Consider the following 22,209-nt stretch of genomic DNA (forward strand, 5'->3'; position numbering starts at 1 on the left):
GTCGATCCATGAACGATGGCTACACCTGCCTGTGGGAGTTCACCGTCGCGCAGGCCGCGCGCGCCGAGTTCGAGCGGCACTATGGCGAGGATGGCAGCTGGGTTCGGCTGTTTCGCCAGTCACCCGGATTCATCGGCACGATCCTGCTGCGCGACCGGAATGTGGAAGGCCGTTACCTCACGGTCGATCGCTGGCGAAGCGAAGCGGCCTATCGCGCGTTTCGAACCGATTTCGCGCCGCAGTACCATCAGCTCGACATCGCCTGCGAGCGACTGACCGAAACCGAAACGTCGCTGGGCGAATTCCACGAGAGCGTTGCCTGACCGATTGCCCGAGCGGAGACGTGGAGCGGGTCGGCATCCCGCCACGGGCTCGACGGGGCATCACGTCCGCGGGCGATTCGTATCCGCACGGTTGTTGCCTCGCCCGGCATCGGCCACCCGTCGGCGCACGCCATGCGACGTGGAGACCCCGACCCGGCTCGCCGCGTTCAGCCCGCCCACCACTCGTCCAGTTGCTGATCGAGCCATTTCGCCATGCGGGCGTGTCGATCGGCATCGGCGTGGCGCGGCAGGGGCGAGGCATCGCCGAAATGGGCGTTCAGCCGGTCGACCAGGGCAGCATTCCACTCGGGATGAAACTGGATGCCGAGATAGTGCGTGCCGAGCGCGAACATCTGCTGCGGGCACCCTTCGCTCGAGGCCAGCGAGCGGGCGCCCGGCGGCAGGGTGAAGCTGTCCTCGTGCCATTGCAGGGCATCGAGTGCGCTGCCGTCGGCGAAGTCGATGCGGGTCCATCCGGTCTCGGGGCGGTCAAGCGGCTGGATTCGGCCGCCCAGGGCGTCGGCCAGCAACTGCGCGCCGAGGCAGATGCCGAGTACCGGCACGTCATCGGCGATCCGCTCGCGCAACCAGGCGCGTTCGTGCTGCAGCCACGCGGGGGGATCGTTGACGGCAAACGGACCGCCGAGCAGCACGCACGGGTGATGCACCGCCGACGGCAACTCGCCGAGATCCGCGCGATGCACCTCCAGCGCGATGCCGTGCCGGTCAGCCCATGCACCGATCTCGCCGACGCCTTCGGCGGGATGGTGCTGCACGATGATCAATCGTCGGGTCATGGCGGGCCTGGGTTGTCGGCGGCGTTTCGCCGAACTGGCGTGTGGCTCGCCGCGTGAGTGTCCGCAAGCGGTTGCCGTGGGTCCGGACAAAGTCTAGCGCAAGGGTGCAGGGTCGCCCGGCGTGACGCTGTCATCGGTGCTGATCCGCAGCCGCCCGGCGACGAAACCCACCTGCAGGCCGCGGTGCCTTGCCAGGTAGCGTATCGCGACGAGGGCGGCTCCAATACCCGACGCACCGCCGATGACCAGTGCCCAGCGCGGACCCAGGGTGTCGGCCACCCAGCCGACGATGGGTGCGCCGATCGGGGTGCCGCCCATAGCGATCGCCAGCACGATGGCGATCACCCGTCCGCGCATCGCGGGCGCGGTGGTCATCTGGGCCAGGCTGAGGGTGGAGGTGGTGAAGGTCTGCGCGGAGATGCCGATGATGACCAGCACGCCGGCGAACAGCAGCTCGTTCGGCATCAGCGCCGCCAGCATGCAGCCCAGCCCGAACACGCCGGCGCCGATCATCAGCAAGGGAATGCTGGGCTTGTCGCGCTGGGCGGCGAGCAGGGCGCCGGCGATGGAGCCGATGGCCATGGTCGAGGTGAGCAGGCCGTACGTGCCCGCGCCGGCGTGAAACACGCTCACCGCCATGGTCGAGATGTAGATGGCGAAGTTGAGGCCGAAGGTGCCGATCAGCAGCAGCATGAACAGCACGGCCATCAGGTCCGGCCGCTGGCGCACGTAGCGGAAGCCGTCGGCGAGGCTGCCGCGGGTGCGCAGCGCCTTCTCCGCGCGATGCAGATCGGCTACGCGCAATCGCCACAGCGCCACGAGCACGGCGGCGAACGAGGCGGCATTGATAAGGAACACCCAACCCGTGCCCACGCCGGCGATCAGCAGGCCGGCGACGGCCGGACCGATCATGCGCGCGGCGTTGAACGAGGTGGAATTCAACGCCACCGCATTGGACAGGTCGGCCTCGCCCACCATCTCGGCGACGAAGGTCTGCCGCGCGGGCGAATCGAACGCGGTCACGCAACCGAGCAGCAAGGCGAACGCGTACACCTGCCACAACTGCACGGCGCCGCTGATGGTGAGCAGGCCCAGTCCCAGCGCCAGCACGCCCATCGCCGCCTGCGTGGCGATCAACAGCTTGCGTCGATCCAGATGGTCGGCGGCAAAGCCGCTCAGCGGCAGCAGCAACACCATCGGGCCGAACTGCAGCGACATCACCACGCCCACCGCGGTGGCGCTGTGGTGGGTCAGCCCGGTGAGCACCAGCCAGTCCTGCGCGATGCGCTGCATCCAGGTACCGATGTTGGACACCACCGCGCCGCCGGCCCAGAGCCGGTAGTTGCGGTTCTTCAGCGAGCGGAACGTGCCTTTCATTCCGCGTTCGACGATTCCGCCGGCATGTCGTCGGCGACGCCATGTCCGAGCGGCTCGATGATCCCGGCGCTGGTGGCGGTCTCGCCGAGGCGTGGAAAGCTGCGTTCGATGTTGTTCTGCAGGTCGATCGCGATCGGGGCGGCATGCGGGTCGAGCGGGGTGACTGACATCGGGGATTTCCGGGGAAGGGCTGGGTGAACCTGGTGGTGCGGATCAGGCGTCGACGACGCGCTTGAGCAGTTCCATTGCCTGGGCAAGCTGCTCCTGCTCGGCTGACGTGAGCTTTTGCCGGAGCGTGCGGAACAGCCAGTCTTCGCGCGCGGCGCGGCCCGCCTTGATCCACGCGCGGCAGGCGGGGGTGATCGACCACAGTGTCTGGCGACCGTCGCTCGGGTCCGCGGTGCTGCCGACGAAACCGGCAGCCTGCAAGGTAGACACGTTCGCGCCCATCGACTGCGGGCGCATGCCTTCGGCGCGCGCCAGCGTCGTCACGGTGGCCGGGCCGTCCCTCTCCAGTCGGCGCAGCACCGACACCTGGGACAGGGTCAGGTCGCCCAGGCTGGCCTGTTCGCGCAGCCGCCGCTTGAGCTGGCCGGCGATCACGCGCAGGTCTCCGGCCAGGATCAGGGCGCGGGTGGCGGAGGGGGTGGCGGCTTTGCCCATCGGCGCATGATGCCGGATGGAAAGGAAAACTACAAAGGCAAACTTCGTATGATGCGCGACCGGGTGGTCGCTGGGCCGGCGAGGTCGGCGGCGTCCGTTCCGGCAGAAATGCCCCGCCGAACGGTCTCGGTGATTGGCCGCGGGTCACGCACGAGCCGCAAGTCATGTGGCGGGCGGCTCCGGCTTGGGTTAGCTTGCAAGCTTCTCAAGACGGGGGACGTCCATGAAGAAGCTTTTCGGTTTGGCGCTGTGCGCGCTGGTGACGGTGAACATCGCCTGGGCGCAGGCGTCGCCGCCGACATCGGTGGCGCCGCCGGCGCCGGTGACCCGGGTGGCGCAACAACCCGCCAGCCAATCCACGCAGTTCGATGTGGACAAGGCTACCGATGCCTACATGGCCGAACTGACCCCGGCGCAACGGGCGAACTCGGACGCCTATTTCGAGGGGGGATACTGGCTGATCCTGTGGGACTGCCTGTGGGCGCTGGGCGTGGCGTGGCTGCTGCTGGGCACGCGGCTGTCGTCGCGCATGCGCGACTTCGCCGAGCGCCTCACCCGCTTCCGCTGGCTGCAGACAGCCATCTACGCATTGCAATACATCGTGCTGACGTCGCTGCTGACGCTGCCATGGAATATCTACGAGAACTTCGTTCGCGAACACAAGTACGGCCTGTCCAGCCAGAACCTCGGGCAGTGGCTGGGCGACCAGGCCAAGGGGCTGGCCGTCGGCCTGGTCCTGGGCACGGTGGCGCTGGTGATCATCTACGCGGTGATCCGCAAGGCCACCCGCACGTGGTGGCTGTGGGGTGCCGGGGTGGCGATGGTGTTCGTGATCTTTGTCGCCACCATTGCGCCGGTATACATCGCGCCGCTGTTCAACACCTACAAGTCCTTGCCTGACAGTCCGTTGAAGGTGCAGATCCTGTCGATGGCGCGGGCCAACGGCATCCCGGCCACTGACGTGTACTGGTTCGATGCCTCGCGCCAGAGCAAGCGGATCAGCGCGAACGTCAGCGGCATGTTCGGCACCACCCGCATCAGCCTCAACGACAACCTGCTGAACCGCAGCACGCCGTCGGAGATCAAGGCCGTGCTGGGTCACGAGATGGGCCACTACGTGCTGAACCACGTATACAAGGGCATCGTGTTCTTCGGCATCATCATCGTGCTCGGCTTCGCCTTCGTGCGCTGGGGCTTCGATTGGGTGGAGCGGCGCTGGGGCGCACGCTGGGGATTGCGCGGTGTCGGCGACGTGGCGGGTCTGCCGCTGATCGCGGCCCTGTTCACGCTCTTCATGTTCTTCATGACGCCGGTGAACAACACGCTCACCCGCAGCATGGAGGCCGAAGCGGATGCGTTCGGCCTGAATGCCGCGCGCCAGCCCGATGGCTTCGCGCAGGCGGCGGTGCAGCTTTCCGAATACCGCAAGATGCATCCGGGCGCGCTGGAAGAGTTCCTGTTCTTCGATCACCCCAGTGGCTGGAATCGCATCCACCGCGCGATGATATGGAAGGCCGAACATCTCGACGATGCCGATGTTCGCCGTGGCGATGCGATCGCTCCGCCTGGCGCACGCTGAGTCGAAGCGCATTCGTGATTGAGGGATACCGCTGCGCATGCGCAGCGGTATCCGTGCCGGCATCCGTGGACGTGACAGGATTGCCCATGCCGCGCGGTGGCTGACCGCGCGGCAAGCCTTGTTCCAACAGACTTCGTCGCCGATGCCGTCGCCAGCGACGGCGGCGTCATGCCTATGGCCCGGCAGTGATATGTAAATAACATTGACACAATAATGTTAGTTGTGTACCAATGTGAACGTGGGCCGTCCACTTGACCATTCGGGGGAGAACGTCATGGAGCTTCGCAATCTGCAGCCGGGTCGGCGTCGTATCTGCAACGCCATCGCCTTCGCTTTGCTGGGTTCATTGGGCGTCTCGGCGCACGCATCGACGGTGGGGGACGCCGGCAAGGCCGGCGTGACCGAAGGCAGCGCTGCCGCCACCGGGCAGGATCAGGCGGCGCAGAATCAGGCGGCGCAGAATCAGACCAGGCGCCAGGCGGCGACCGACCTGAGCACGGTCGTGGTCACCGCCAACAAGCGCAACGAACGCTTGCAGGACGTGCCGATGGCCGTGTCCGCGCTGGAAGGCGACCAGCTCGAGCGGGAGAGTGCGCAGAGTTTCGCCGATTACGCCACGCGGGTGCCGGGGCTCAACATCGTGTCGCAGGGTCCGGGCCAGACGCAGCTGGTGCTGCGCGGCGTCACCTCGGGGGCGAACACGCCGAACGCGACCGTCGGAACCTATATCGACGACACCCCGTACGGTTCGAGCACCGTCTACTCCGCCGGCAGCGTGCTGACCCCGGACATCGATCCGGATGATGTCGAGCGCATCGAGGTGCTGCGCGGTCCGCAGGGCACCCTGTATGGCTCCAACACGCTGGGCGGACTGATCAAGTTCGTCACCACCAGGCCGGACAGCACGATGTTCTCCGGTCGGGTCGCCGTGGGCGGCAGCAGCGTCTCCGGCGGCGACAGCGGCGTCAACGCCCATGGCACGGTGAACCTGCCGCTGGTCAGGGACAAGCTCGCGCTGCGCGTCAACGCCTATACCCGGGACGATCCCGGCTATACCGACAACGTCGCCACCGGGCAGAAGGATGTCGACGATGCCAAGGTCCGCGGCGCCCGCGCGCAGTTGCTGTGGACGCCGGCCGACAACTTTTCGTTGCGCCTGTCCGCGCTGGCGCAGAACCTCAGCGGCGCGGCGCTGGCCAACACCGGCACCGATGTGGATCCCTACACGTTGAAGCCGATCCATGGCGACCTGAAGCAGAGCCGCGCGCCCGGCACGGGTCAGTTCAGTGTGCGCTACCGCCTCTACGACGCAGCGGTGAACGCCGACTTCGGCTGGTCCCGGCTGGTGTCCTCCACCAGCTACAGCACGCTGGACAAGGCTTCCAATACGGACGTGACGGCGGCTTATGGCCCGATCCTCGGTCCGGCGCTGGGCCTCTCGAACGCCGGCTTCTCGATCCGCAATCCGATCACCCTGGGCAAGTTCACCCAGGAGCTGCGCCTGCAATCGCCGGAAGACCAGACGCTGGAGTGGCGTGCCGGCGTGTTCTACACGCGCGAGCACACCTCCAACGTGCAGGACGTGCTGTTGTTCGATGCCACCAGCGGCGTGCCGATCGCCTTTCCACTCACCCTGGGTCACATCGCGGTGGGTCCGTCGGTGTTCACCGAATGGGCCGGCTACGGCGACGTGACCTGGCATGCGACGTCGCAGCTCAGCATCCTGTTCGGTGCGCGCTACACCCACGACAAGACGACGTTCACCCAGACGGGCAACGGCATCCTGGTGGGTGACAGCAATTTCACCATCAACAGTTCGGACAGCCCCACCACGTTCCTGGTCAACCCGAGTTTCAAGTTCAACGACAACCTGATGACTTACGCGCGCATCGCCTCGGGCTTCCGCCCCGGCGGCCCCAACGTCGGCGTGCCGCCGGGGCTGGGTGCGCCGGAGAGCTTCAAGCCGGACAAGCTGGTGAGCTACGAGCTGGGTCTGAAGTCGACGCTGCTGGACAAGCACATGACCATCGATGTGTCGGCCTTCTACATCGACTGGAGCCAGATCCAGCTGACCTCGTTCGCCGGTGGCTTCAGCTTCCTCGGCAACGGCGGCAAGGCGAAAAGCCAGGGCGTCGAGGCGAGCTGGCAATACGCCGCGGCGCCGGGCCTGATGCTGTCGGCCAATGCCACCTGGACCGACGCCACATTGTCGGCCGACACGCCACCGGGCCTGTACGGTTACAAGGGCGATCGCCTGCCGTGGGTACCGAAGTGGAACGCCAACCTGGGCGTGGACTACGACTTCCCGATGAGCGGCGCATGGTCCGGCTTCGTGGGCGCCAGCTACAGCTACATCGGTTCGCGCAAGAGCGATTTCTCGACCTCGCCGGGCCCGCGCTTCGACGTACCCGACTACGACGGCGTGGACCTGCGTGCCGGTGTCAACTACGGCAGCTGGACGTTCAAGGCCTACGTCAAGAACCTCACCAACCAGCGCGGCATCACCTCGATGGGTTCGGAGACCACCGACCCGCGCGGCAATCTGTTCGCCGCGAACTACGTGACGCCACGCACCGTGGGCCTTTCCGCCAGCGTCAGCTTCTGAAGACAGCCGTCCATCGAATCACCGTCGGAGTATTTATGAACCGTCTTGCCAAGATCGCGGCAGCCTTCGCCATCACCTGGGCCAGTGGCCTGCTGATGGCGCAGACGCCGCCGCCCCAATCCGTCCCGGCGCCGCTGCCCGCCATGCCGGTGCCTGCGGTGAACGCGACGATCGCCGATAGCGATGCCGCATCGACGCACGCACTGACCGCCGAGGATCTGTCGAGCTTCTTCGATGGCCTGGTGCCTTTTGCGCTGAAACGCGGCGACGTGGCCGGCGGCGTGATCAGCGTGGTGAAGGACGGCAATCTGCTGTTCGCCCGCGGCTACGGCTACGCCGACCTGAAGACGCGCACGGCCCCATCGCCCGAGACCACGCTGTTCCGTCCCGGCTCCACCTCCAAGCTGTTCACCTGGACCGCGGTGATGCAGCAGGTGGAGCTGGGCAAGCTGGATCTGGACAAGGACGTCAACGACTACCTCGACTTCAAGATTCCCGCGCGCGACGGCAAGCCGATCACCCTGCGCAACATCATGACCCACACGCCGGGCTTCGAGGACACGGCCAGAGGCCTGCTGCCGGCCTCCACCGACGAGGTGAACCTGGAGAAGTACCTGAAGTCGCACGTGCCCGCGCGCATCTTCGCGCCGGGCACCATCGTGGCCTATTCCAACTACGGTTGCGGGCTGGCCGGCTACATCGTGCAGCGCGTATCCGGCGAACCGTTCGCGGACTACATCAAGCGGCACATCTTCGATCCGCTGCAGATGACCCATTCCAGCTTTGCGCAGCCCTTGCCGCCGGCGCTGGCGCCATTGATGTCCAAGGGCTACAAGAGTGCCTCCGACGGCAAGCCGGTCCCGTTCGAGCCGGTCGATCCCGCGCCGGCCGGTGCCCTGAGCAGTTCGGCCACCGACATGGCGAACTTCATGATCGCGCAGCTGCAGGACGGCCGCTTCGGCGATGCAAGAATCCTCAAGCAGCCCACCGCCGAGCTGATGCACAGCCTGCAGCACACCGCGGCGCCCGGCCTGAACGGTTTCGACCTGGGCTTCTACCAGGAGAACAGCCACGGCCAGCGCATCATCGGCCACGCCGGCGACACCGTGGTGTTCCACAGCGACCTGCACCTGATGCTGGATGCGCACGTCGGCGTCTTCATGTCGTTCAACAGCGCCGGCAACGAAGGCGGCGCGCATGTGATCCGCAAGGCGGTGTTCCAGTCCTTCCTCGACCGCTACTTCCCGTACGACGCGCCGAAGGAGCCGACCGTCGCCACCGCCAAGGCCGACGCCGCGCGTGTTGCCGGGTGGTACGAGTCGAGCCGGCGCAACGACAGTGCGCTGCGCCCGCTGTACCTGCTCGGCCAGGCCAAAGTGGAGGCGCAACCGGATGGCACCATCGTGGTGCCGGTGTGGAACAACTACGCCGGCAAACCGCTGCACTGGCGCGAGGTGGGCCCGTTGACCTGGCGCGAAATCAACGGCGACGCACATCTGAAGTTCGTCACCGACGCCGACGGCAACATCGAATACTGGGCGACCGATGTCGAGGCGCCGGTGTTCGTGTTCCAGCGCGTGTCCGGCGCGCGCTCGATGGCCACGGTCAGCCTGTGGGCCGGTCTGTCGTTCCTGCTGCTGGTCGTGGCGTTGCTGAGCTGGGGCATCGGCGGCTGGGTGCGTCGCCACTATCGCCGCCCGCTCGCGCTCGATGCCGCGCAGCGCCGTTCGCGGCTGCTGTCGCGTCTGGGTGTGCTCGCCCTGTTCGTGGATCTTGCCGGCTGGATGGCACTGCTGGTCGCTTCGTCGATCAGCGAGGACATGCTGCTGCAAGGCACGATGACGCCATGGCTGTACCTGCTTTACGTGCTGGGCGTACTTGGCCTGCTCGGCGCGCTGGCGGTGGTGGTGCATGCGGTGCGCAGCTGGATGGCGCCACGCCGCGGCCGCTGGGTGTTGGCGGGCGAAACCCTGCTGGCGCTGGCGGCGATCTATCTTTCCTGGCTGATCCTCGCGTTCGGGATGATCAGTTTCAACGTCCGTTACTGACCTCATTCGCGCGGTGGCGGATCACCGTCGCCGCGCGCTCCATCCAGGGAAGCAGGCATGAACATCCATGATGGCGGGCGACTGCGCCTGCAGGCGACGCTCAAGAGCTGGGCGATCACTGCCCCGTTTCACATCACCGGCTACACCTTCAACGCGTTCGACGCGCTGATCGTCGAATTGACCGATGAGCGGGGCATGACGGGTCGCGGCGAAGCGCAGGGCGTCTACTACCTCAAGGACACGCCGGTCACGATGCTGGCGCAGATCGAGGCGTTGCGCGCGCAGATCGAGGCGGGTATCAGTCGCGAGGCATTGCAGCAGCTGCTGCCGGCCGGCGGGGCGCGCAACGTGCTGGACTGTGCGATGTGGGACCTCGAATCCAAGCGCGCCGGCAAGCCCGTCTGGCAGCTGGCCGGGCTGCACGCGCCGAAACCGCTGCTGACGACCTACACGCTGGGCGCGGAGGACCCCGCGGCGATGGCCGAACGCGCGGGCGCTTACGCGACGGCGCGCGCGATCAAGCTCAAGCTCACCGACGACGATCGCAACGCCGAGCGTGTGCTTGCGGTGCGCAAGGCGCGTCCGGACGTGTGGCTCATGGTCGATGCCAACCAGGGTTTCACCCGCGAGTCGTTCGCGCGGCTGCTGCCCACCCTGGTGGAGGCCCGCGTGGACGTGGTCGAGCAGCCGTTTCCGGTCGGCAGCGAGGCGTGGCTGGACGGCCTGGAGCGACCCATCCGCATCGCAGCGGATGAAAGCGTGCAGGATCGCAGCGACCTGGCCGGGGTGGTCGGCCGCGTCGACGTCATCAACATCAAGCTGGACAAGTGCGGTGGACTGACCGAGGCGCTGGCGATCGCCGCGGAGGCGCGCAAGCTCGGTTTCGAATTGATGGTGGGCAACATGGGCGGTTCGTCGCTGGCCATGGCGCCGGCTTTCGTGGTCGGCCAGTTGTGCGACGTGGTGGACCTCGACGGCCCGATCAGCCTGATCGAGGATTACCAGCCATCGGTAGTGTACGAGGGCGGTACCATCTGGTGTCCCGACACCCTCTGGGGCGGTCCGCTGGCGGTCGCGGCATAGTGGGCGCGTGCAATCAGCGAGGAGACCCGCCGGCATGATGTCCTTCGCAACGGCGCCATCGACGGAGAAAAACTGGTTCGGCCATCCGCGCGGCCTGAGCATCCTGTTCCTGACCGAGATGTGGGAGATGTTCTCCTTCTTCGGCATGCGCGCGATCTTGGTCTATTACATGACCAAGCATCTGGACATGGACCAGGAATACGCCTCGCTGGTCTACGGGGCGTATGCGGCCTTCGTCTACTTCACCCCGGTGTTCGGCGGGATGATCGCGGACCGTTGGCTGGGCAAGACCCGCGCCGTGGTGATCGGCGGTTCGGCGATGGCGCTCGGCCACTTCATGATGTCGTCCGAGGCCTTGTTCTACCCGGCGCTGTGCATGATCGCGCTGGGCAATGGGCTGTTCCTGCCCAGCCTGGCCAGCCAGATCGAAGGCCTGTATCGCGACGGCGATGTGCGCAGCAAGAGTGCGTACAACATCTATTACGTCGGCATCAACCTGGGCGGTTTCCTGGCGCCGCTGGTATGCGGCACCCTGGGCGAGGCCTATGGCTGGCACTGGGGTTTCGCGGCGGCCGGTTTCGGCATGCTGCTGTCGCTGGTGATCTATCTGTCCGGTCGCCGTTACCTGCCACCGGAGCCCGCGCGCGGGGTCGACGCCCGCGCGGCGCGACCGCCGATGGATCGCGCCGCGCGGGATCGGTTTGCCCTGCTGATCGGCATCGCCGCGATCGTGGTGATCTTCCGTGGTGCCTACGAGCAGAACGGCAACACCATCGCGCTGTGGGCGGATACCGGCATCGACCGCCAGCTGGCGTCCGGCTGGGTGATACCGATGACCTGGTTCCAGTCGATCAATTCGCTGGCGGTGTTCGCGTTCACGCCGTTGCTGGTCGCCCGCTGGACGAGGCTGGCCCGGCGCGGGATCTCGACACCGTTGCTGGGCCGGATGGCGTTCGGTGCGGCGATCGTGGCAGCGTCCTATGTGGCGCTGGGCCTGGTCGCCGCCTGGAGCGAGGCACGCGGCGTACGCGCCAGCTGGGTCTGGCTGTTCGCCTGGTTCATCGTGTTCACCATCGGCGAGCTGTACATCCTGCCGACCGGGCTGGCCCTGTTCGGGCGGATGGCGCCGGAGGGCTTTCGTGCCACCAGCATCGCCACCTGGTTCTTCGCCGGGTTTTTCGGCAACCTGCTGGCCGGTGGCCTCGGCACGCTGTGGAGCTTCGTCACGCACGGCTGGTTCTTCGCGTTGATCGGCGCAGTGGCCGGCGTGTCGGCCATACTCCTGTATATGCTGAGCCGTCGCCTCGGCGATGTGGAAGTGCATGCAGCCGCCGCCGCGAAGGTCGTACTTGCCCGATGAGCACCGAAATGATCAAGGATCTGCAGAGCAAGCTGAAAAGCCGCTGGGAGACGTTCACCACGTCCGAGCAGAAGATCGCCGCCTATCTCCTGCACAACATCAGCGGCGTGCCGTTCGAGACCGCTGCATCGCTGGGACGACGCGTGGGCGTCAGCCCGATGACGGTGGGGCGCTTCCTGCGCACGCTCGGTTACGCCGGTCTCGATGCGTTGAAGAAGGAGCTGCGTGGCGGCGCGCCCTGGTTGCAGCTGTACAAGAACCCCGACCAGGCCGGCGATCCCGCCACGATGTCGGAAAGCCTGAAATCGGAAATCCGTGGCATCACGACGGCGCATGCACTGACCCGCACGGCCGAATGGAAGTCCATCGTCAGGATGCTGGTGGATGCCGATCGCGTCTCGGTCGCCAGCTTCCACCAGGGGCGCTTCCTCGGCCTGGGTTTCGCCAGCCTGCTGCAGCACGTCAAGCCGCGCACCCGATTCGACGAGGGACTGGACGGCGCCTACACCGACCTGTTGCTGGATTCGACCGAAAAGAGCTGCGTGCTGCTGATCGATTTCCGGCGCTACTCGCGGCATTTCCGCATCCTGGCCGAGGAGGCGGTGGCGCGCGGCATTCCATTGGCCATCATCACGGACAGCCAGTGCTACTGGGCACGCCAGCTCACCGACCACGTGCTGATGCTGCCTGTCGACATGGAACGCCCGTGGCACAACTTCACGGCGGCCAACAGTCTGCTGAGCCTGCTGATCGGCGCGGTAACCCGCGAACAGGGCGACATGTTCGACCGTATCGGCGACATCACCCAGTTGCGGCAGAAGCTGGTGGGCTACGTCGAGGCACCGGTCGTGGAAAAGCGCGGCGCGGGAGGCGACACGAGCCCGCCGAAAGCCGGCAAGCGCGGCAGCGGCAAGCGTCGCGGCAAGCCGAAGGCCTGAATCATTCGCCACACCGACGCCGCGGCGGCCTTCGTCAGGGTCGACAAGAGAGGAGTGCCATCGATGAACCGTCCATCCCGGGAAAGTTCCGCGTCGCGACTGATGGCGCGCGGCTGGCGCCTGGGCGCGCTCGTTGCGCTGATGCTTTCGTGGGGCGCGTCGGTGGCAGCGACCGTGCCGGCCGCCTCGGGGCCGGCGCTGGATGCCTTCGCGCGCAAGGCCATGCACACGTTCGCTACACCCGGCATGGCGGTGACGGTGGTGCAGGGCGAGACCATCGCCACGCACGCCTACGGCGTGCGCAAGCTCGGCGCCGCGGCGAAAGTGGACGCGCACACGATCTTCCCGATCGGTTCCAACACCAAGGCCTTCACCACCGCGGCGCTGGCGATCCTGGTCGATCAGGGCAAGCTGCACTGGGATGACCGCGTGGTCGACAAGCTGCCCGGCTTTCGCATGTACGACGCCTACGCGTCGAGCGAGATGACGGTGACCGACCTGCTGGTGCATCGCAGCGGGCTCGGTCTGGGCGAGGGCGACCTGATGATCTTTCCCACCACCGACCGCACGCGCGCGGAACTGGTGCATGACATCCGCTATCTCAAGCCGGCCCATTCGTTTCGTGCCGATTACGACTACGACAACGTGCTGTACGTCGTTGCCGGCCAGCTGGTCGAGGCGGTTTCAGGCCAGCGCTGGGAGGACTTCGTGCAGCAGCGCATCCTCGATCCGCTGCAGATGCACGACACGCAGACCAGCATCGATGCGCATGCCGGCGACCAGGTGTCGCTGCACGCGAAGAACACCACACCGGTGCGCGGCGTCGGCAGGCAGGCGGTGCTCACGACGGTGATGACGGGCAACGTCTTCGCCGCCGCCGGTGCGCTGCAGGTCAGCGCGGCGGACATGGGGCGCTGGCTGCGACTGCAACTGGACGGTGGGCAGCTGGACAGGGATCGACGGATATTCAGCGTCGCGGCGGCGCAAATGCTGTGGACACCGCAGACGCTGATCCCGGTTGCGGCTGCGCCCAGCGCGATCGCGCTGGCGCGGCCCCAGTTCGATGCCTATGCGCTGGGCTTCGAGGTGCAGGACTATCGCGGCCACCGGATCATCACCCACCTGGGCGGCGTGCTCGGCGGCTATTCGGCGGTGGTGATCATTCCGGAGAAGCGTGCGGCGTTTGCCATCATGGTCAACGCCGAAGACGCCGGCACGCTGTTCGCGATGCGCGAGCACCTGCTGGACGCCTTGCTTGGCCTGTCCTCGCCGGACTGGATCGCCGGTTACAAGAAGGTATTCGACGGGATCAATGCCCGCGCCGTGGCCACGCTGAAGGCACAGGGCGCCACCAGCCACCCCGAGCGCGGCCCATCGCTGCCGCTGTCCGGTTACGCCGGGGTCTACCGTGATCCGTGGTACGGCACCGCAACGATCAGTCAGGCCGGCGGCGACAAGGCCGGGCTGACGATCAGCCTCGATCGTTCGCCGGGTTTGCACGGCCCGCTGGAACACGTCCAGTACGACACCTTCCGCACGCATTGGGCGATGCCGGACGTCGAGGACGCCTACGTCACGTTCGCACTGAAGCCCGATGGCGGCATCGAGCGCATGACGATGAAAGCCGTGTCGCCGATCGCCGATTTCAGCTGGGATTACCAGGATCTGCGTTTCACGCCGGTCAGCGCCGCGAAGTAGAAATTCCCGGCGAGTCCCCGCTCACGTCGATGTCCAGCGGTGATTCGCGCGACCAACATCAGGAACCAGGCTGGATGAGCATGCATTCTTCTTCCACGGATTCGCGGGTAGGCGCGCTGCCGCAGCCGTACCTGCTGTTCCTCGGCGACACGACCGAGCCGGGTTATGCCAAGACGGCGTTCGGCCTGCGCGACTGGGCGGCGGATCGCTGTGTCGGCGAATGGTCCTGCGGCGCGACGGTCAGCACCGGCCTGACGACGCTGACACCGGTGGAGGCGCGGGCGCGCGGCGCGCGCGGCCTGGTCATCGGCGTGGCCAATGCGGGTGGCGTCATCCCCGACGGATGGATCGGCGCCCTGGTCGAAGCGATGGAAGCGGGGCTCGATATCGTCAGCGGCATGCACATGCGCCTGGCGGACATTCCTCAGCTCGCCGCCGCCGCGACGCGCCTGCGCCGATCCCTGATCGATATCCGCACGCCACCGCACGATATCCCGGTGGCCTCCGGCCGCAAGCGCTCGGGCAAGCGCCTGTTGACCGTCGGTACCGATTGCGCGCTGGGCAAGAAGTACACCGCACTGGCATTGGCGCGTGCCTTCGCGGCCCGCGGCGTCGCGGTCGATTTTCGCGCGAGCGGACAGACCGGCATCCTGATCGCCGGCGGCGGCATACCGCTGGACGCCGTGGTCGCCGATTTCGAGGCCGGGGCGGCCGAGCTGCTGAGTCCCGCGGCCGCGCCGCTGCACTGGGACGTGATCGAGGGGCAGGGATCGCTGTTTCATCCGGCCTATGCCGGTGTTTCGCTGGGCCTGCTGCACGGCAGCCAGCCCGACGCCTTCGTGGTCTGCCATGAGCCCGGTCGCACGCATGTGCTCGGACATCCGGACTTCGCGCTGCCGGATATCGAGGAGGTGATCGACCTGACCCTCCGGCTCGGCCGGCGTACCAATCCGGCCATCCGTTGCGTGGGGGTCAGCCTGAATACGGCGCGACTCGACGCCGATGCGGCGCAGCAGCTCTTTTCGCGCGAGAGCCGGCGGCTCGGCCTGCCGGTGGCCGACCCGATGCGTGGCGGCGAGGCGTTCGATCGGCTGGTCGCTGCCGCGCTTGAGGAACCGGCGCGGGGATGAGCGTCGAACATGCACCGCGTTCGGCTGCACAATGCATTGGGGCTCCCTCGCGCATCCTGAACAACACGAGACAAACGACATGACGATCAGCAGACGCTCGACCCGGGTATTCGTTGCCGCGGCGGCACTCCTCGCCACGTTGTGCCTGTCGCCGGCGAAGGCGGCCCCGCCAGGCGACGCGGCGCTCACCGCGCGCGTCGATCGCGTGCTGGCCGGGACGCCGCTGATCGACGGTCACAACGACCTGCCGTGGGAAATCCGCCAACGTTTCGGCCACGCCGCCGGCGTGGATCTGGGCGCCGGCACCGCGAACCTGCCACTGAAGCCGCAAGACGGCAAGATCCCTTCGCCGCTGATGACCGACATCCCCCGCTTGCACAAGGGACATGTCGGTGCGCAGTTCTGGTCGGTGTGGATACCGCCCACGGTCACCGGTCCGGCAGCGGTGAAGATGACCCTGGAGCAGATCGATATCGTCAAGACCATGGTGGCGCGCTATCCGAAGGATCTGCAGATGGCGTATTCGGCGGACGACATCCTGCGTGCGTTCAAGGCGGGCCGTGTCGCGTCGCTGATCGGCATCGAGGGTGGTCACCAGATCGACGATTCGCTGCCGGTGCTGCGTCAGATGTACGCACTCGGTGCGCGCTACATGACGCTGACCCATACCCTGGACAACGACTGGGCGGATTCGGCGACGGATGCGCCGAAGCATCACGGGCTGACTCCGTTCGGGCGCGCCGTGGTGCACGAGATGAACCGCCTTGGGATGCTGGTCGACCTCAGCCATGTCTCGCCGGACACGATGCGCGCGGCCCTGCAGACGTCGGCCGCGCCGGTGATCTTTTCGCACTCCGGTGCGCGCGCGCTGGACGATCATCCGCGCGATGTGCCGGACGACGTGCTGAAGTTGGTGGCAGCCAACCACGGCATCGTCATGGTGACCTTCGCGACGTCTTATGTGTCGGCCGAGCACAATCGCTGGGACGCCGATCGCGCCGCCGAACAGACGCGTTACAACGCGCCGCCCTATGCGGGCCTGTACATCGGTCAGCCCGAGCGGGCCAGGGCGGCGCTGGCGGCATGGGATCGCCGTCATCCGCAGCCGGTCGTCACGCTGGCGATGGTGGCCGATCACATCGAGCACGTGCGAAAGGTGGCGGGAATCGACTGCGTCGGCATCGGTTCCGATTTCGACGGCATTCCCGACACGCCGCGGGGCCTGGAAGGCGTCGACAAGTTTCCAGCCCTGCTCAAGGAGCTCGCGCGCCGCGGTTGGAGCGATGCGGATCTCGCCAGGCTGGCCGGCGGCAACATGTTGCGGGTGATGCGCGAGGCCGCCGCGGTGGCCGTTCGGTTGCAGGCCACCGAACCGCCCTCATCGGCGACGATCAAGCCATCGGACGCCGGCATGGAAAAGAACCCGGGGTGAGGGCGGTCAGCCGTTCGCCATGACCCGATCGGGGCGTGAAGCGCAGGCGGGTGCGCCGCGAACCGACTGCTTGCGGGATAGCCGGATCAACGATGGTCCGGGTGGGTCGGGACTGCGTTGAAGGCATGGCGCCGGCGGGAGCGTACGCGGCGCGGAGACGTGCCGGCCTCCTTCAGGACGGGAAAACCTGCCTCCAGCGGCCTCTTGCCACGGGCGCCGATGTCCGCAGCTTCAGCACTGCACCCGGCCACCGGCAAGCTGGGTGCACGGATGGAAGACCGGCGCTTTCGGCTCGTGGTCATGATCGCCATCGTGATCGCCGTCATGATGGTGGTGGCGTTCACGGTAGGGCGGAGCCGTGCCCCAGTAGGCCGGCGGATAGCTGTCGACCGGCTGGGTCAGCTCGTCGCGATACTGCTCGTTCTGCTGGCGCAGGGCTTCGTTCTCGGCCGCCAATTGCTCGCGGCTGGCAGCCTGCTCGGCCAGCGTCTGCTGCCGTGCCTGCTCCTCGCGCTGCTGCTCGGCCAGCATCTCGTCCTGCTGATGTTGTGCTTTCTCTTCCATGTCCTGCTGATAGGCGGCAAGCCGCTCCTTGAAGAGCGCCTCGAGATGGCGGGCATCGGCGTATTGCCTGGCGCGGTCCTGCTGACCCAGCCGCAGGTACTGGTCGATGATTTCGCCGTCGTCGGCCTTGTGCAGCAATTCGCCCTTGCCGCCGGGGCAGGGGTGGTCGGTGTAGGCGACCGTTCCGGCCTGGGAACATTTGTAGATGTTCTGCGCCATGGCGGGGGACGCCCCGGCCAGCAGCAGGACGGTGACAGCCAGGAAACGCATGCCGGGGCGAGAGGTCTTCATGGTGGGGCTATTCTGCACCAAGGCGGCGTAATGAAAATGTTGACGGACGACAAGGGCGCGCGGGCGGCATCCGGGCCGATGGCAGCGGGGCCGCTCAGAGCGGCGCCGTACCGGATTCGGGCGCGGCATCCAGCGGGTCGGTCCGCCCACTGCCATCGTCCGCGGCAGCCACTCGCCATGCCCGCAGCCCCATGATCGCCAGCACGATGAACCCCGCGTACAGCACCGACGTGATCATCAGGTGCTTGTAGACGTACTCGCCCACGTAGATCACGTCGACCGCGATCCACAGCCACCACGCGGCGATGTGCCGGCGACCCTGCCACCACTGGGCGACCAGGCTGAAACTGGTCAGTGCGGCGTCGAGCCAGGGCAGCGCGGCATCGGTGTAGCGGTGCATCGCGAAGCCGAGCGCCAGTGCGCCGGCGATGCCGATGACGACGTGCAGCGCGGCCTGGCCGGGCGGCAGCGCGGCCACGCGGACGCGGCCGTCCTCGCCGAGGTTGCGCAGCCAGCGGTGCCAGCCATAAACGATCAGCACCGCGAAGGCGCCCTGCAGCAGGGCGTCGGAATACAGTTTGGCGTCGACGAAGATCCAGCCGTAGACCAATACGGAAATCAGGCCGATCGGCCAGCACCACGGCTTGCGCTGGGCGGTGAGCCACACTGCCCAGGCACTGATGATGGCGCCGGCGAGCTCGACCCAGGACATCGTCAGAACGCCACCGTGAGCGACAGCCGTGCCAGTCGCGGCGCACCCGGGAACAGGTAGCTGTCGCCGTAGGCACTGCCGGTGTCGCGCCAGTAGAAGTGGTTGAACACGTTGTCCACGTTGAGTCGCCAGGTCAGCGCATGGCCGTTCCACTGGCCGGTGTAGCGCAGGCCGGCGTCGAACACGTTGTACGCCGGCACCGACGTCGCGCCATCGGGCGTGGCCGGGTTGGCGCTGGCATGGCGCCAGCCGCCGAGCAGACCCAGCGCGGGCGCGAACGGCAGGCGGTAATCCAGATAGACGGCCGTGCGCAGGCGCGGCACGTTGACGATCTGGTGGCCTTCGTACGACGGTGTACCGGTATCGCGGGCGCGCGCCTGGATCAGGTTGACGCTGGCGCTGAGGCGCAGGTCGGGGCTGATCCGGCCGGCGGCGCTGAGCTCCAGTCCGGTGTGCACCTGCTGGCCGTGCTGCACGAAGGTGAAGCCCTCGGCCGTGCTGTCCGGCTGGGCGAACTGGTAGGGCTGGCGGATGCGGTACAGCGCGCCCTGCAGGCTCAGCGCATCGCTCCATTCGTACTTCACGCCGGTCTCGAGCTGGCGCGAATGCAGCGGGGCCAGGGTGGTGCCGCCGTTGGAAGTCCAGTACGGCGCCTGGGCACCCAGCGACAGGCTCTCGCTGTAGCTGGCATACACGGTCAGCGGTGCGGTCGGCTGCCACAGCACGGCGGCCTGCGGCAGCGCCTTGCTGAGCCGGGTGTCGCGCTGGAGCACGCCGCTGTCGTCGTAGCTGCGCTCGTGCAGGCGCACGAAGCGGCCGCCGGCGAGCACCTGCCAGTGCGCGCCCAGGTGCACCCGATCGAGCGCGAACAGCGAGTGCTGCCAGCTGGTCAGCGTGCGCGCGGACGGGCCGGGCTGGTTCGGCGAGGGCGCGAAGTAGGGCGGGTCGACCTGGTCGATGTTGCCGGTGCCGACGTAGTCGTACACATAGGGGCGCTGGTCCAGCGTGCGGCGGAACGCGCTGGCGCCCAGGCTCACCTCGTGGCTGATCGATCCGGTATCGAAGCTGCCCTTGAGCACGGCGCGCGCCTCGTCGTTCTGGCGGGTGTCGCCGGGGCTGCGGAAATCGTAGATGTCGTAGTCGCCATTGGGCGCGAAGAAGTAGCCCGGCGTGGCGCCGCTGGCGCAGTCGGGCGAGTAGAAACAGCCGTAGGCGAAGGCGACGTTGTCGTTGATCCGGCTGCGGCTGTGCCCGGCCGAGAGCTGCGCGCTCCAGGCGTCGCTGAAGCGGTAGTTGAAGCGCGCCGTGCTGTTGCTGGCCGCGATGCCGACCGGCTGCTGCCACGGCTCGTAGCCGAGCAGGCGGGTACGGCTGGGATGGGGCGGAATCACCGTGCCGCCGAGCAGCTGGTAACCGGAAACCGAACGCTGGCTGCTGGTCTGGTAGTCGGTGTCCAGCTGCAGCGTGGCGTTCGGGCCGATCTTCCAGTCGGCGGCCAGCGACAGGAAGCTGCGCCGGCCGTTGGTGTGCCGCACGTAGGAGTGCATGTCCTCGTGCGCCGCGTTCACGCGTACGCCGAAGCGGGGCGAGAGCCAGCCGCCGATGTCCAGCGCGGTGTAGCGCGAGCCGTGCGAGTCGGTGCCGACGGTGGCGCTGCGCACGTCGGCCGGGCGCTTGCTGACGTAGTTGACCAGCCCTCCGGGCGCGACCACGCCGGCCTCCAGGCCGCCCAGGCCCTTGAGGATTTCCACCCGCTGCTTGTCCTCCAGCGGCGTGAGCTGCTCGCCGGTGATGGTCATGTCGTTGAGCCGGTAGCCGGTGGCCAGGTCCAGCGCGAAGCCGCGGATCGCGATGTCCTGGTAGTAGCCGACCGGCGCGTAGTTGTCGCCCAGCGCGGCGTCGGAGCGGGCCAGTTCGCTCAGCGTGCGCGGCTGGCGATCGTCGATCTGGTCGCGGGTGATCACGCTGACCGCGGCGGGCGTGTCATGCAGCGGTGCATTGCCGAAGCTGCCGAAAGTGTCGATCTGCGAACTCTCGGCGCGATAGCCGTGGTCGCGATTGGCCTTGACGTGGATGGTGGCCAGCGGCGTGGCTTGCGGCTTGTCGGTGGCGCCATCGTCCGCGCGCACGGCGGCGGCCGGGGCGAGCGTCAGGGCCGAAAGCAGCGCAAGCAACAGGGGGGTGCGGGGCAGGGTCATCGTCATCATCGTCTTTGAGGGCCAAGGACGAAGCGACGGCGAACCACACGCCCGAATGGACGCGATGGTTCTGCAAGCTCCCTACGCCGGTGCTAGCCGGATCAGGTTCCAAGGGACTCTCTCAGCCCGGCAAACGCCGGGCACCCCCGCTTCAAGAACGCCTATTGAACCACGAATTGTGCCGGTTGGGATCAGGCGCTGGCACGAATGGCATCCAGCATGATCTGTCCGGGCGGCGTCGCGAACCAGTGGGCGTGCCCGCGCAGGAAGGTGTTCCAGGCGACGTCGGCACTGTCCGGCGAGCGTGTGACGGCGTGGAAATACTCCACCTCCGACAGCGCGAAATCCACATGGACCAGCGGCAGCAGGGCGGCCAGCAACTGGATGTCGTCGTCATCCAGCGGACGCACCTGGCGGTAGCCTTCGATCAGCGCACGGGCGATGTCCGGATGCGCCGCCGCCGTGCCGGTATCCAGCGCCAGCCACGCGATCGCGTTGCGCTCGATCGCGGTGGCCAGGTCGAACAGCGCGCAGTTCGCGGCGGCAAGGCCGAAATCGAGTACCGACGCAATCCGCGCCTCCGCACCGCCATCGCTCCAGCACAGGTTGGAGACATGCCAGTCGCCGTGTGTCCACAGCGGGGCTTGCCGCACCAGGCCCGGTTGCATGGCGGCATGCCATGGCGCGAGCACCGCGAGCAATTCGGACGGCCAGTCGCGCTGGCGCAGATAGTCCGCCAGGCCCGGGCGCTGCGGCAGTTGCGCCTGCAGCGCGGCGATCGGATCGGCGGCGCTGATCAATTCGCTGCGCGCGACCAGGATATGGGTATCGCGCTGGGCGGCGTGGTAACCCTGGGCCGCATCATGCAGGGTGGCCAGCATCGCGCCGGCGCGCCGTGCGTGCGTGCGATCGGGCAACGGTTCCCACGAGATCGCGTCGCGGTAGAGGTCGATGCCGGCGGCGCGTTCGTGCACTTCATAGACCCAGTCGCCGATGGCGACCGCGCTGCGGCCTTGCGCATCATGCAGCACGGCGGGCAGCGGCAGGCCGTGGCTGCGCAAGTGGGCGATGAAGCGGTGTTCCTCGCCGAGCGTGGCGGCCGAACGTACGCTGTGGTGATGACGCTTGACGAAGACGACGCCGGCGCGGGTGTCGACCAGCGCCGCAGCGGAGAGCGGGCGTGGACTGTGCCAGTCGATACGGATCGGCGTGCCCAGTCGCGGATAACCGCGCAGCAGCTGCTCGACCTCGCCGGTGCCCAGCGCCGGCCAGTCCGGCGCGATGTCGTCACCGCACAGTCCGTGCACGCGATGGTCCGGATCGTTCATGGAGTGGCGTTCATGGCGGGTGCGGGAAGCTTCGCTGATGGCAGAGGCGGGATTATCCCCGAAAGGATGCCATCCCCGCTTTC

Annotated in this window: 18 protein-coding genes and 1 riboswitch; of the genes, 10 read left to right on the plus strand and 8 right to left on the minus strand. The window is 67.3% G+C overall.

The window, feature by feature from the left end; all coding sequences use genetic code 11:
- Positions 1–8: 8 nt before the first annotated feature.
- The gene (locus tag ACFPPA_RS05300; protein ID WP_377317970.1) at positions 9–323 is read left to right on the plus strand and encodes an antibiotic biosynthesis monooxygenase family protein; all 315 of its coding nucleotides are present in this window, start codon (positions 9–11) and stop codon (positions 321–323) included.
- A gap of 167 nt (positions 324–490) precedes the next feature.
- On the opposite strand, the gene ACFPPA_RS05305 is transcribed toward ACFPPA_RS05300, so the two are convergent.
- The 4 genes from ACFPPA_RS05305 to ACFPPA_RS05320 form a co-directional block, all read right to left on the minus strand.
- Positions 491–1,120 (minus strand): type 1 glutamine amidotransferase, encoded by a 630-nt coding sequence (locus ACFPPA_RS05305; protein WP_377317972.1) that lies wholly within the window; start codon positions 1,118–1,120, stop codon positions 491–493.
- Between the two features lie 93 nt (positions 1,121–1,213).
- Positions 1,214–2,497, minus strand: a complete 1,284-nt coding sequence (locus ACFPPA_RS05310; RefSeq protein WP_377317974.1) for an MFS transporter — start codon at positions 2,495–2,497, stop codon at positions 1,214–1,216.
- Positions 2,494–2,667, minus strand: a complete 174-nt coding sequence (locus tag ACFPPA_RS05315) for a hypothetical protein (protein WP_377317976.1) — start codon at positions 2,665–2,667, stop codon at positions 2,494–2,496. Before ACFPPA_RS05315 ends, ACFPPA_RS05310 begins: the two co-directional genes overlap by 4 nt.
- Before the next feature lie 43 nt (positions 2,668–2,710).
- Entirely contained in the window at positions 2,711–3,160 is a 450-nt protein-coding gene (locus ACFPPA_RS05320; RefSeq protein WP_377317978.1) for a MarR family winged helix-turn-helix transcriptional regulator, read from the minus strand.
- Positions 3,161–3,383: 223 nt separating this feature from the next.
- Here ACFPPA_RS05320 and ACFPPA_RS05325 point away from each other — a divergent pair, with 223 nt between their 5' ends.
- From ACFPPA_RS05325 to ACFPPA_RS05365, 9 genes are all read left to right on the plus strand, one after another.
- Positions 3,384–4,739, plus strand: coding sequence for a M48 family metallopeptidase (locus tag ACFPPA_RS05325; protein ID WP_377317980.1), 1,356 nt, complete (start codon positions 3,384–3,386; stop codon positions 4,737–4,739).
- A gap of 274 nt (positions 4,740–5,013) precedes the next feature.
- A complete protein-coding gene (locus tag ACFPPA_RS05330; protein WP_377317982.1) occupies positions 5,014–7,344 on the plus strand; it encodes a TonB-dependent receptor in 2,331 nt (776 codons plus the stop codon).
- 35 nt (positions 7,345–7,379) lie between these two features.
- Complete coding sequence (locus ACFPPA_RS05335) at positions 7,380–9,392, plus strand: serine hydrolase domain-containing protein (protein ID WP_377317984.1); 2,013 nt, start codon at positions 7,380–7,382, stop codon at positions 9,390–9,392.
- A 57-nt stretch (positions 9,393–9,449) separates the two neighbouring features.
- Positions 9,450–10,475: a dipeptide epimerase gene (locus tag ACFPPA_RS05340; protein ID WP_377317986.1), complete on the plus strand. Its 1,026-nt coding sequence runs from the start codon at positions 9,450–9,452 to the stop codon at positions 10,473–10,475.
- 34 nt (positions 10,476–10,509) lie between these two features.
- Positions 10,510–11,835, plus strand: coding sequence for a peptide MFS transporter (locus ACFPPA_RS05345; protein ID WP_377317988.1), 1,326 nt, complete (start codon positions 10,510–10,512; stop codon positions 11,833–11,835).
- Entirely contained in the window at positions 11,832–12,773 is a 942-nt protein-coding gene (locus ACFPPA_RS05350; protein ID WP_377317990.1) for a MurR/RpiR family transcriptional regulator, read from the plus strand. The genes ACFPPA_RS05345 and ACFPPA_RS05350 overlap by 4 nt, the downstream gene beginning before the upstream one ends.
- Positions 12,774–12,836: 63 nt before the next feature.
- Positions 12,837–14,471 (plus strand): serine hydrolase, encoded by a 1,635-nt coding sequence (locus tag ACFPPA_RS05355; RefSeq protein ID WP_377317992.1) that lies wholly within the window; start codon positions 12,837–12,839, stop codon positions 14,469–14,471.
- A gap of 74 nt (positions 14,472–14,545) precedes the next feature.
- Entirely contained in the window at positions 14,546–15,601 is a 1,056-nt protein-coding gene (locus ACFPPA_RS05360; protein ID WP_377317994.1) for an N-acetyltransferase DgcN family protein, read from the plus strand.
- Between the two features lie 79 nt (positions 15,602–15,680).
- On the plus strand, positions 15,681–17,033 hold the full coding sequence (locus ACFPPA_RS05365) for a dipeptidase (RefSeq protein ID WP_377317996.1): 1,353 nt from the start codon (positions 15,681–15,683) through the stop codon (positions 17,031–17,033).
- 231 nt (positions 17,034–17,264) lie between these two features.
- Here ACFPPA_RS05365 and ACFPPA_RS05370 read toward each other — a convergent pair whose 3' ends face one another.
- The 4 genes from ACFPPA_RS05370 to ACFPPA_RS05385 all read right to left on the minus strand — a co-directional run bounded on the left by ACFPPA_RS05370 (position 17,265) and on the right by ACFPPA_RS05385 (position 22,126).
- A complete protein-coding gene (locus tag ACFPPA_RS05370; protein ID WP_377317998.1) occupies positions 17,265–17,888 on the minus strand; it encodes a DUF4124 domain-containing protein in 624 nt (207 codons plus the stop codon).
- A gap of 94 nt (positions 17,889–17,982) precedes the next feature.
- Positions 17,983–18,600 carry a nicotinamide riboside transporter PnuC gene (gene pnuC / locus ACFPPA_RS05375; RefSeq protein ID WP_377318000.1) on the minus strand — a complete coding sequence of 206 codons (618 nt, stop codon included), beginning with the start codon at positions 18,598–18,600 and terminating at the stop codon, positions 17,983–17,985.
- 2 nt (positions 18,601–18,602) lie between these two features.
- Positions 18,603–20,804 (minus strand): TonB-dependent siderophore receptor, encoded by a 2,202-nt coding sequence (locus tag ACFPPA_RS05380; RefSeq protein WP_377319455.1) that lies wholly within the window; start codon positions 20,802–20,804, stop codon positions 18,603–18,605.
- Positions 20,805–20,859: 55 nt separating this feature from the next.
- Positions 20,860–20,956, minus strand: a riboswitch (TPP riboswitch).
- Between the two features lie 33 nt (positions 20,957–20,989).
- Complete coding sequence (locus ACFPPA_RS05385) at positions 20,990–22,126, minus strand: phosphotransferase enzyme family protein (RefSeq protein WP_377318002.1); 1,137 nt, start codon at positions 22,124–22,126, stop codon at positions 20,990–20,992.
- Positions 22,127–22,209: the final 83 nt, after the last annotated feature.

Source organism: Rhodanobacter ginsengisoli (assembly GCF_042657065.1).
Lineage (GTDB): Bacteria > Pseudomonadota > Gammaproteobacteria > Xanthomonadales > Rhodanobacteraceae > Rhodanobacter > Rhodanobacter ginsengisoli.

Bases quoted from the DNA above. Each gene is read 5' to 3' on its own strand.
- ACFPPA_RS05300 (WP_377317970.1), top strand. From the start codon at position 9: ATGAACGATGGCTACACCTGCCTGTGGGAGTTCACCGTCGCGCAGGCC.
- ACFPPA_RS05305 (WP_377317972.1), bottom strand. From the start codon at position 1,120: ATGACCCGACGATTGATCATCGTGCAGCACCATCCCGCCGAAGGCGTC.
- ACFPPA_RS05310 (WP_377317974.1), bottom strand. From the start codon at position 2,497: ATGAAAGGCACGTTCCGCTCGCTGAAGAACCGCAACTACCGGCTCTGG.
- ACFPPA_RS05315 (WP_377317976.1), bottom strand. From the start codon at position 2,667: ATGTCAGTCACCCCGCTCGACCCGCATGCCGCCCCGATCGCGATCGAC.
- ACFPPA_RS05320 (WP_377317978.1), bottom strand. From the start codon at position 3,160: ATGGGCAAAGCCGCCACCCCCTCCGCCACCCGCGCCCTGATCCTGGCC.
- ACFPPA_RS05325 (WP_377317980.1), top strand. From the start codon at position 3,384: ATGAAGAAGCTTTTCGGTTTGGCGCTGTGCGCGCTGGTGACGGTGAAC.
- ACFPPA_RS05330 (WP_377317982.1), top strand. From the start codon at position 5,014: ATGGAGCTTCGCAATCTGCAGCCGGGTCGGCGTCGTATCTGCAACGCC.
- ACFPPA_RS05335 (WP_377317984.1), top strand. From the start codon at position 7,380: ATGAACCGTCTTGCCAAGATCGCGGCAGCCTTCGCCATCACCTGGGCC.
- ACFPPA_RS05340 (WP_377317986.1), top strand. From the start codon at position 9,450: ATGAACATCCATGATGGCGGGCGACTGCGCCTGCAGGCGACGCTCAAG.
- ACFPPA_RS05345 (WP_377317988.1), top strand. From the start codon at position 10,510: ATGATGTCCTTCGCAACGGCGCCATCGACGGAGAAAAACTGGTTCGGC.
- ACFPPA_RS05350 (WP_377317990.1), top strand. From the start codon at position 11,832: ATGAGCACCGAAATGATCAAGGATCTGCAGAGCAAGCTGAAAAGCCGC.
- ACFPPA_RS05355 (WP_377317992.1), top strand. From the start codon at position 12,837: ATGAACCGTCCATCCCGGGAAAGTTCCGCGTCGCGACTGATGGCGCGC.
- ACFPPA_RS05360 (WP_377317994.1), top strand. From the start codon at position 14,546: ATGAGCATGCATTCTTCTTCCACGGATTCGCGGGTAGGCGCGCTGCCG.
- ACFPPA_RS05365 (WP_377317996.1), top strand. From the start codon at position 15,681: ATGACGATCAGCAGACGCTCGACCCGGGTATTCGTTGCCGCGGCGGCA.
- ACFPPA_RS05370 (WP_377317998.1), bottom strand. From the start codon at position 17,888: ATGAAGACCTCTCGCCCCGGCATGCGTTTCCTGGCTGTCACCGTCCTG.
- pnuC (WP_377318000.1), bottom strand. From the start codon at position 18,600: ATGTCCTGGGTCGAGCTCGCCGGCGCCATCATCAGTGCCTGGGCAGTG.
- ACFPPA_RS05380 (WP_377319455.1), bottom strand. From the start codon at position 20,804: ATGACGATGACCCTGCCCCGCACCCCCCTGTTGCTTGCGCTGCTTTCG.
- ACFPPA_RS05385 (WP_377318002.1), bottom strand. From the start codon at position 22,126: ATGAACGATCCGGACCATCGCGTGCACGGACTGTGCGGTGACGACATC.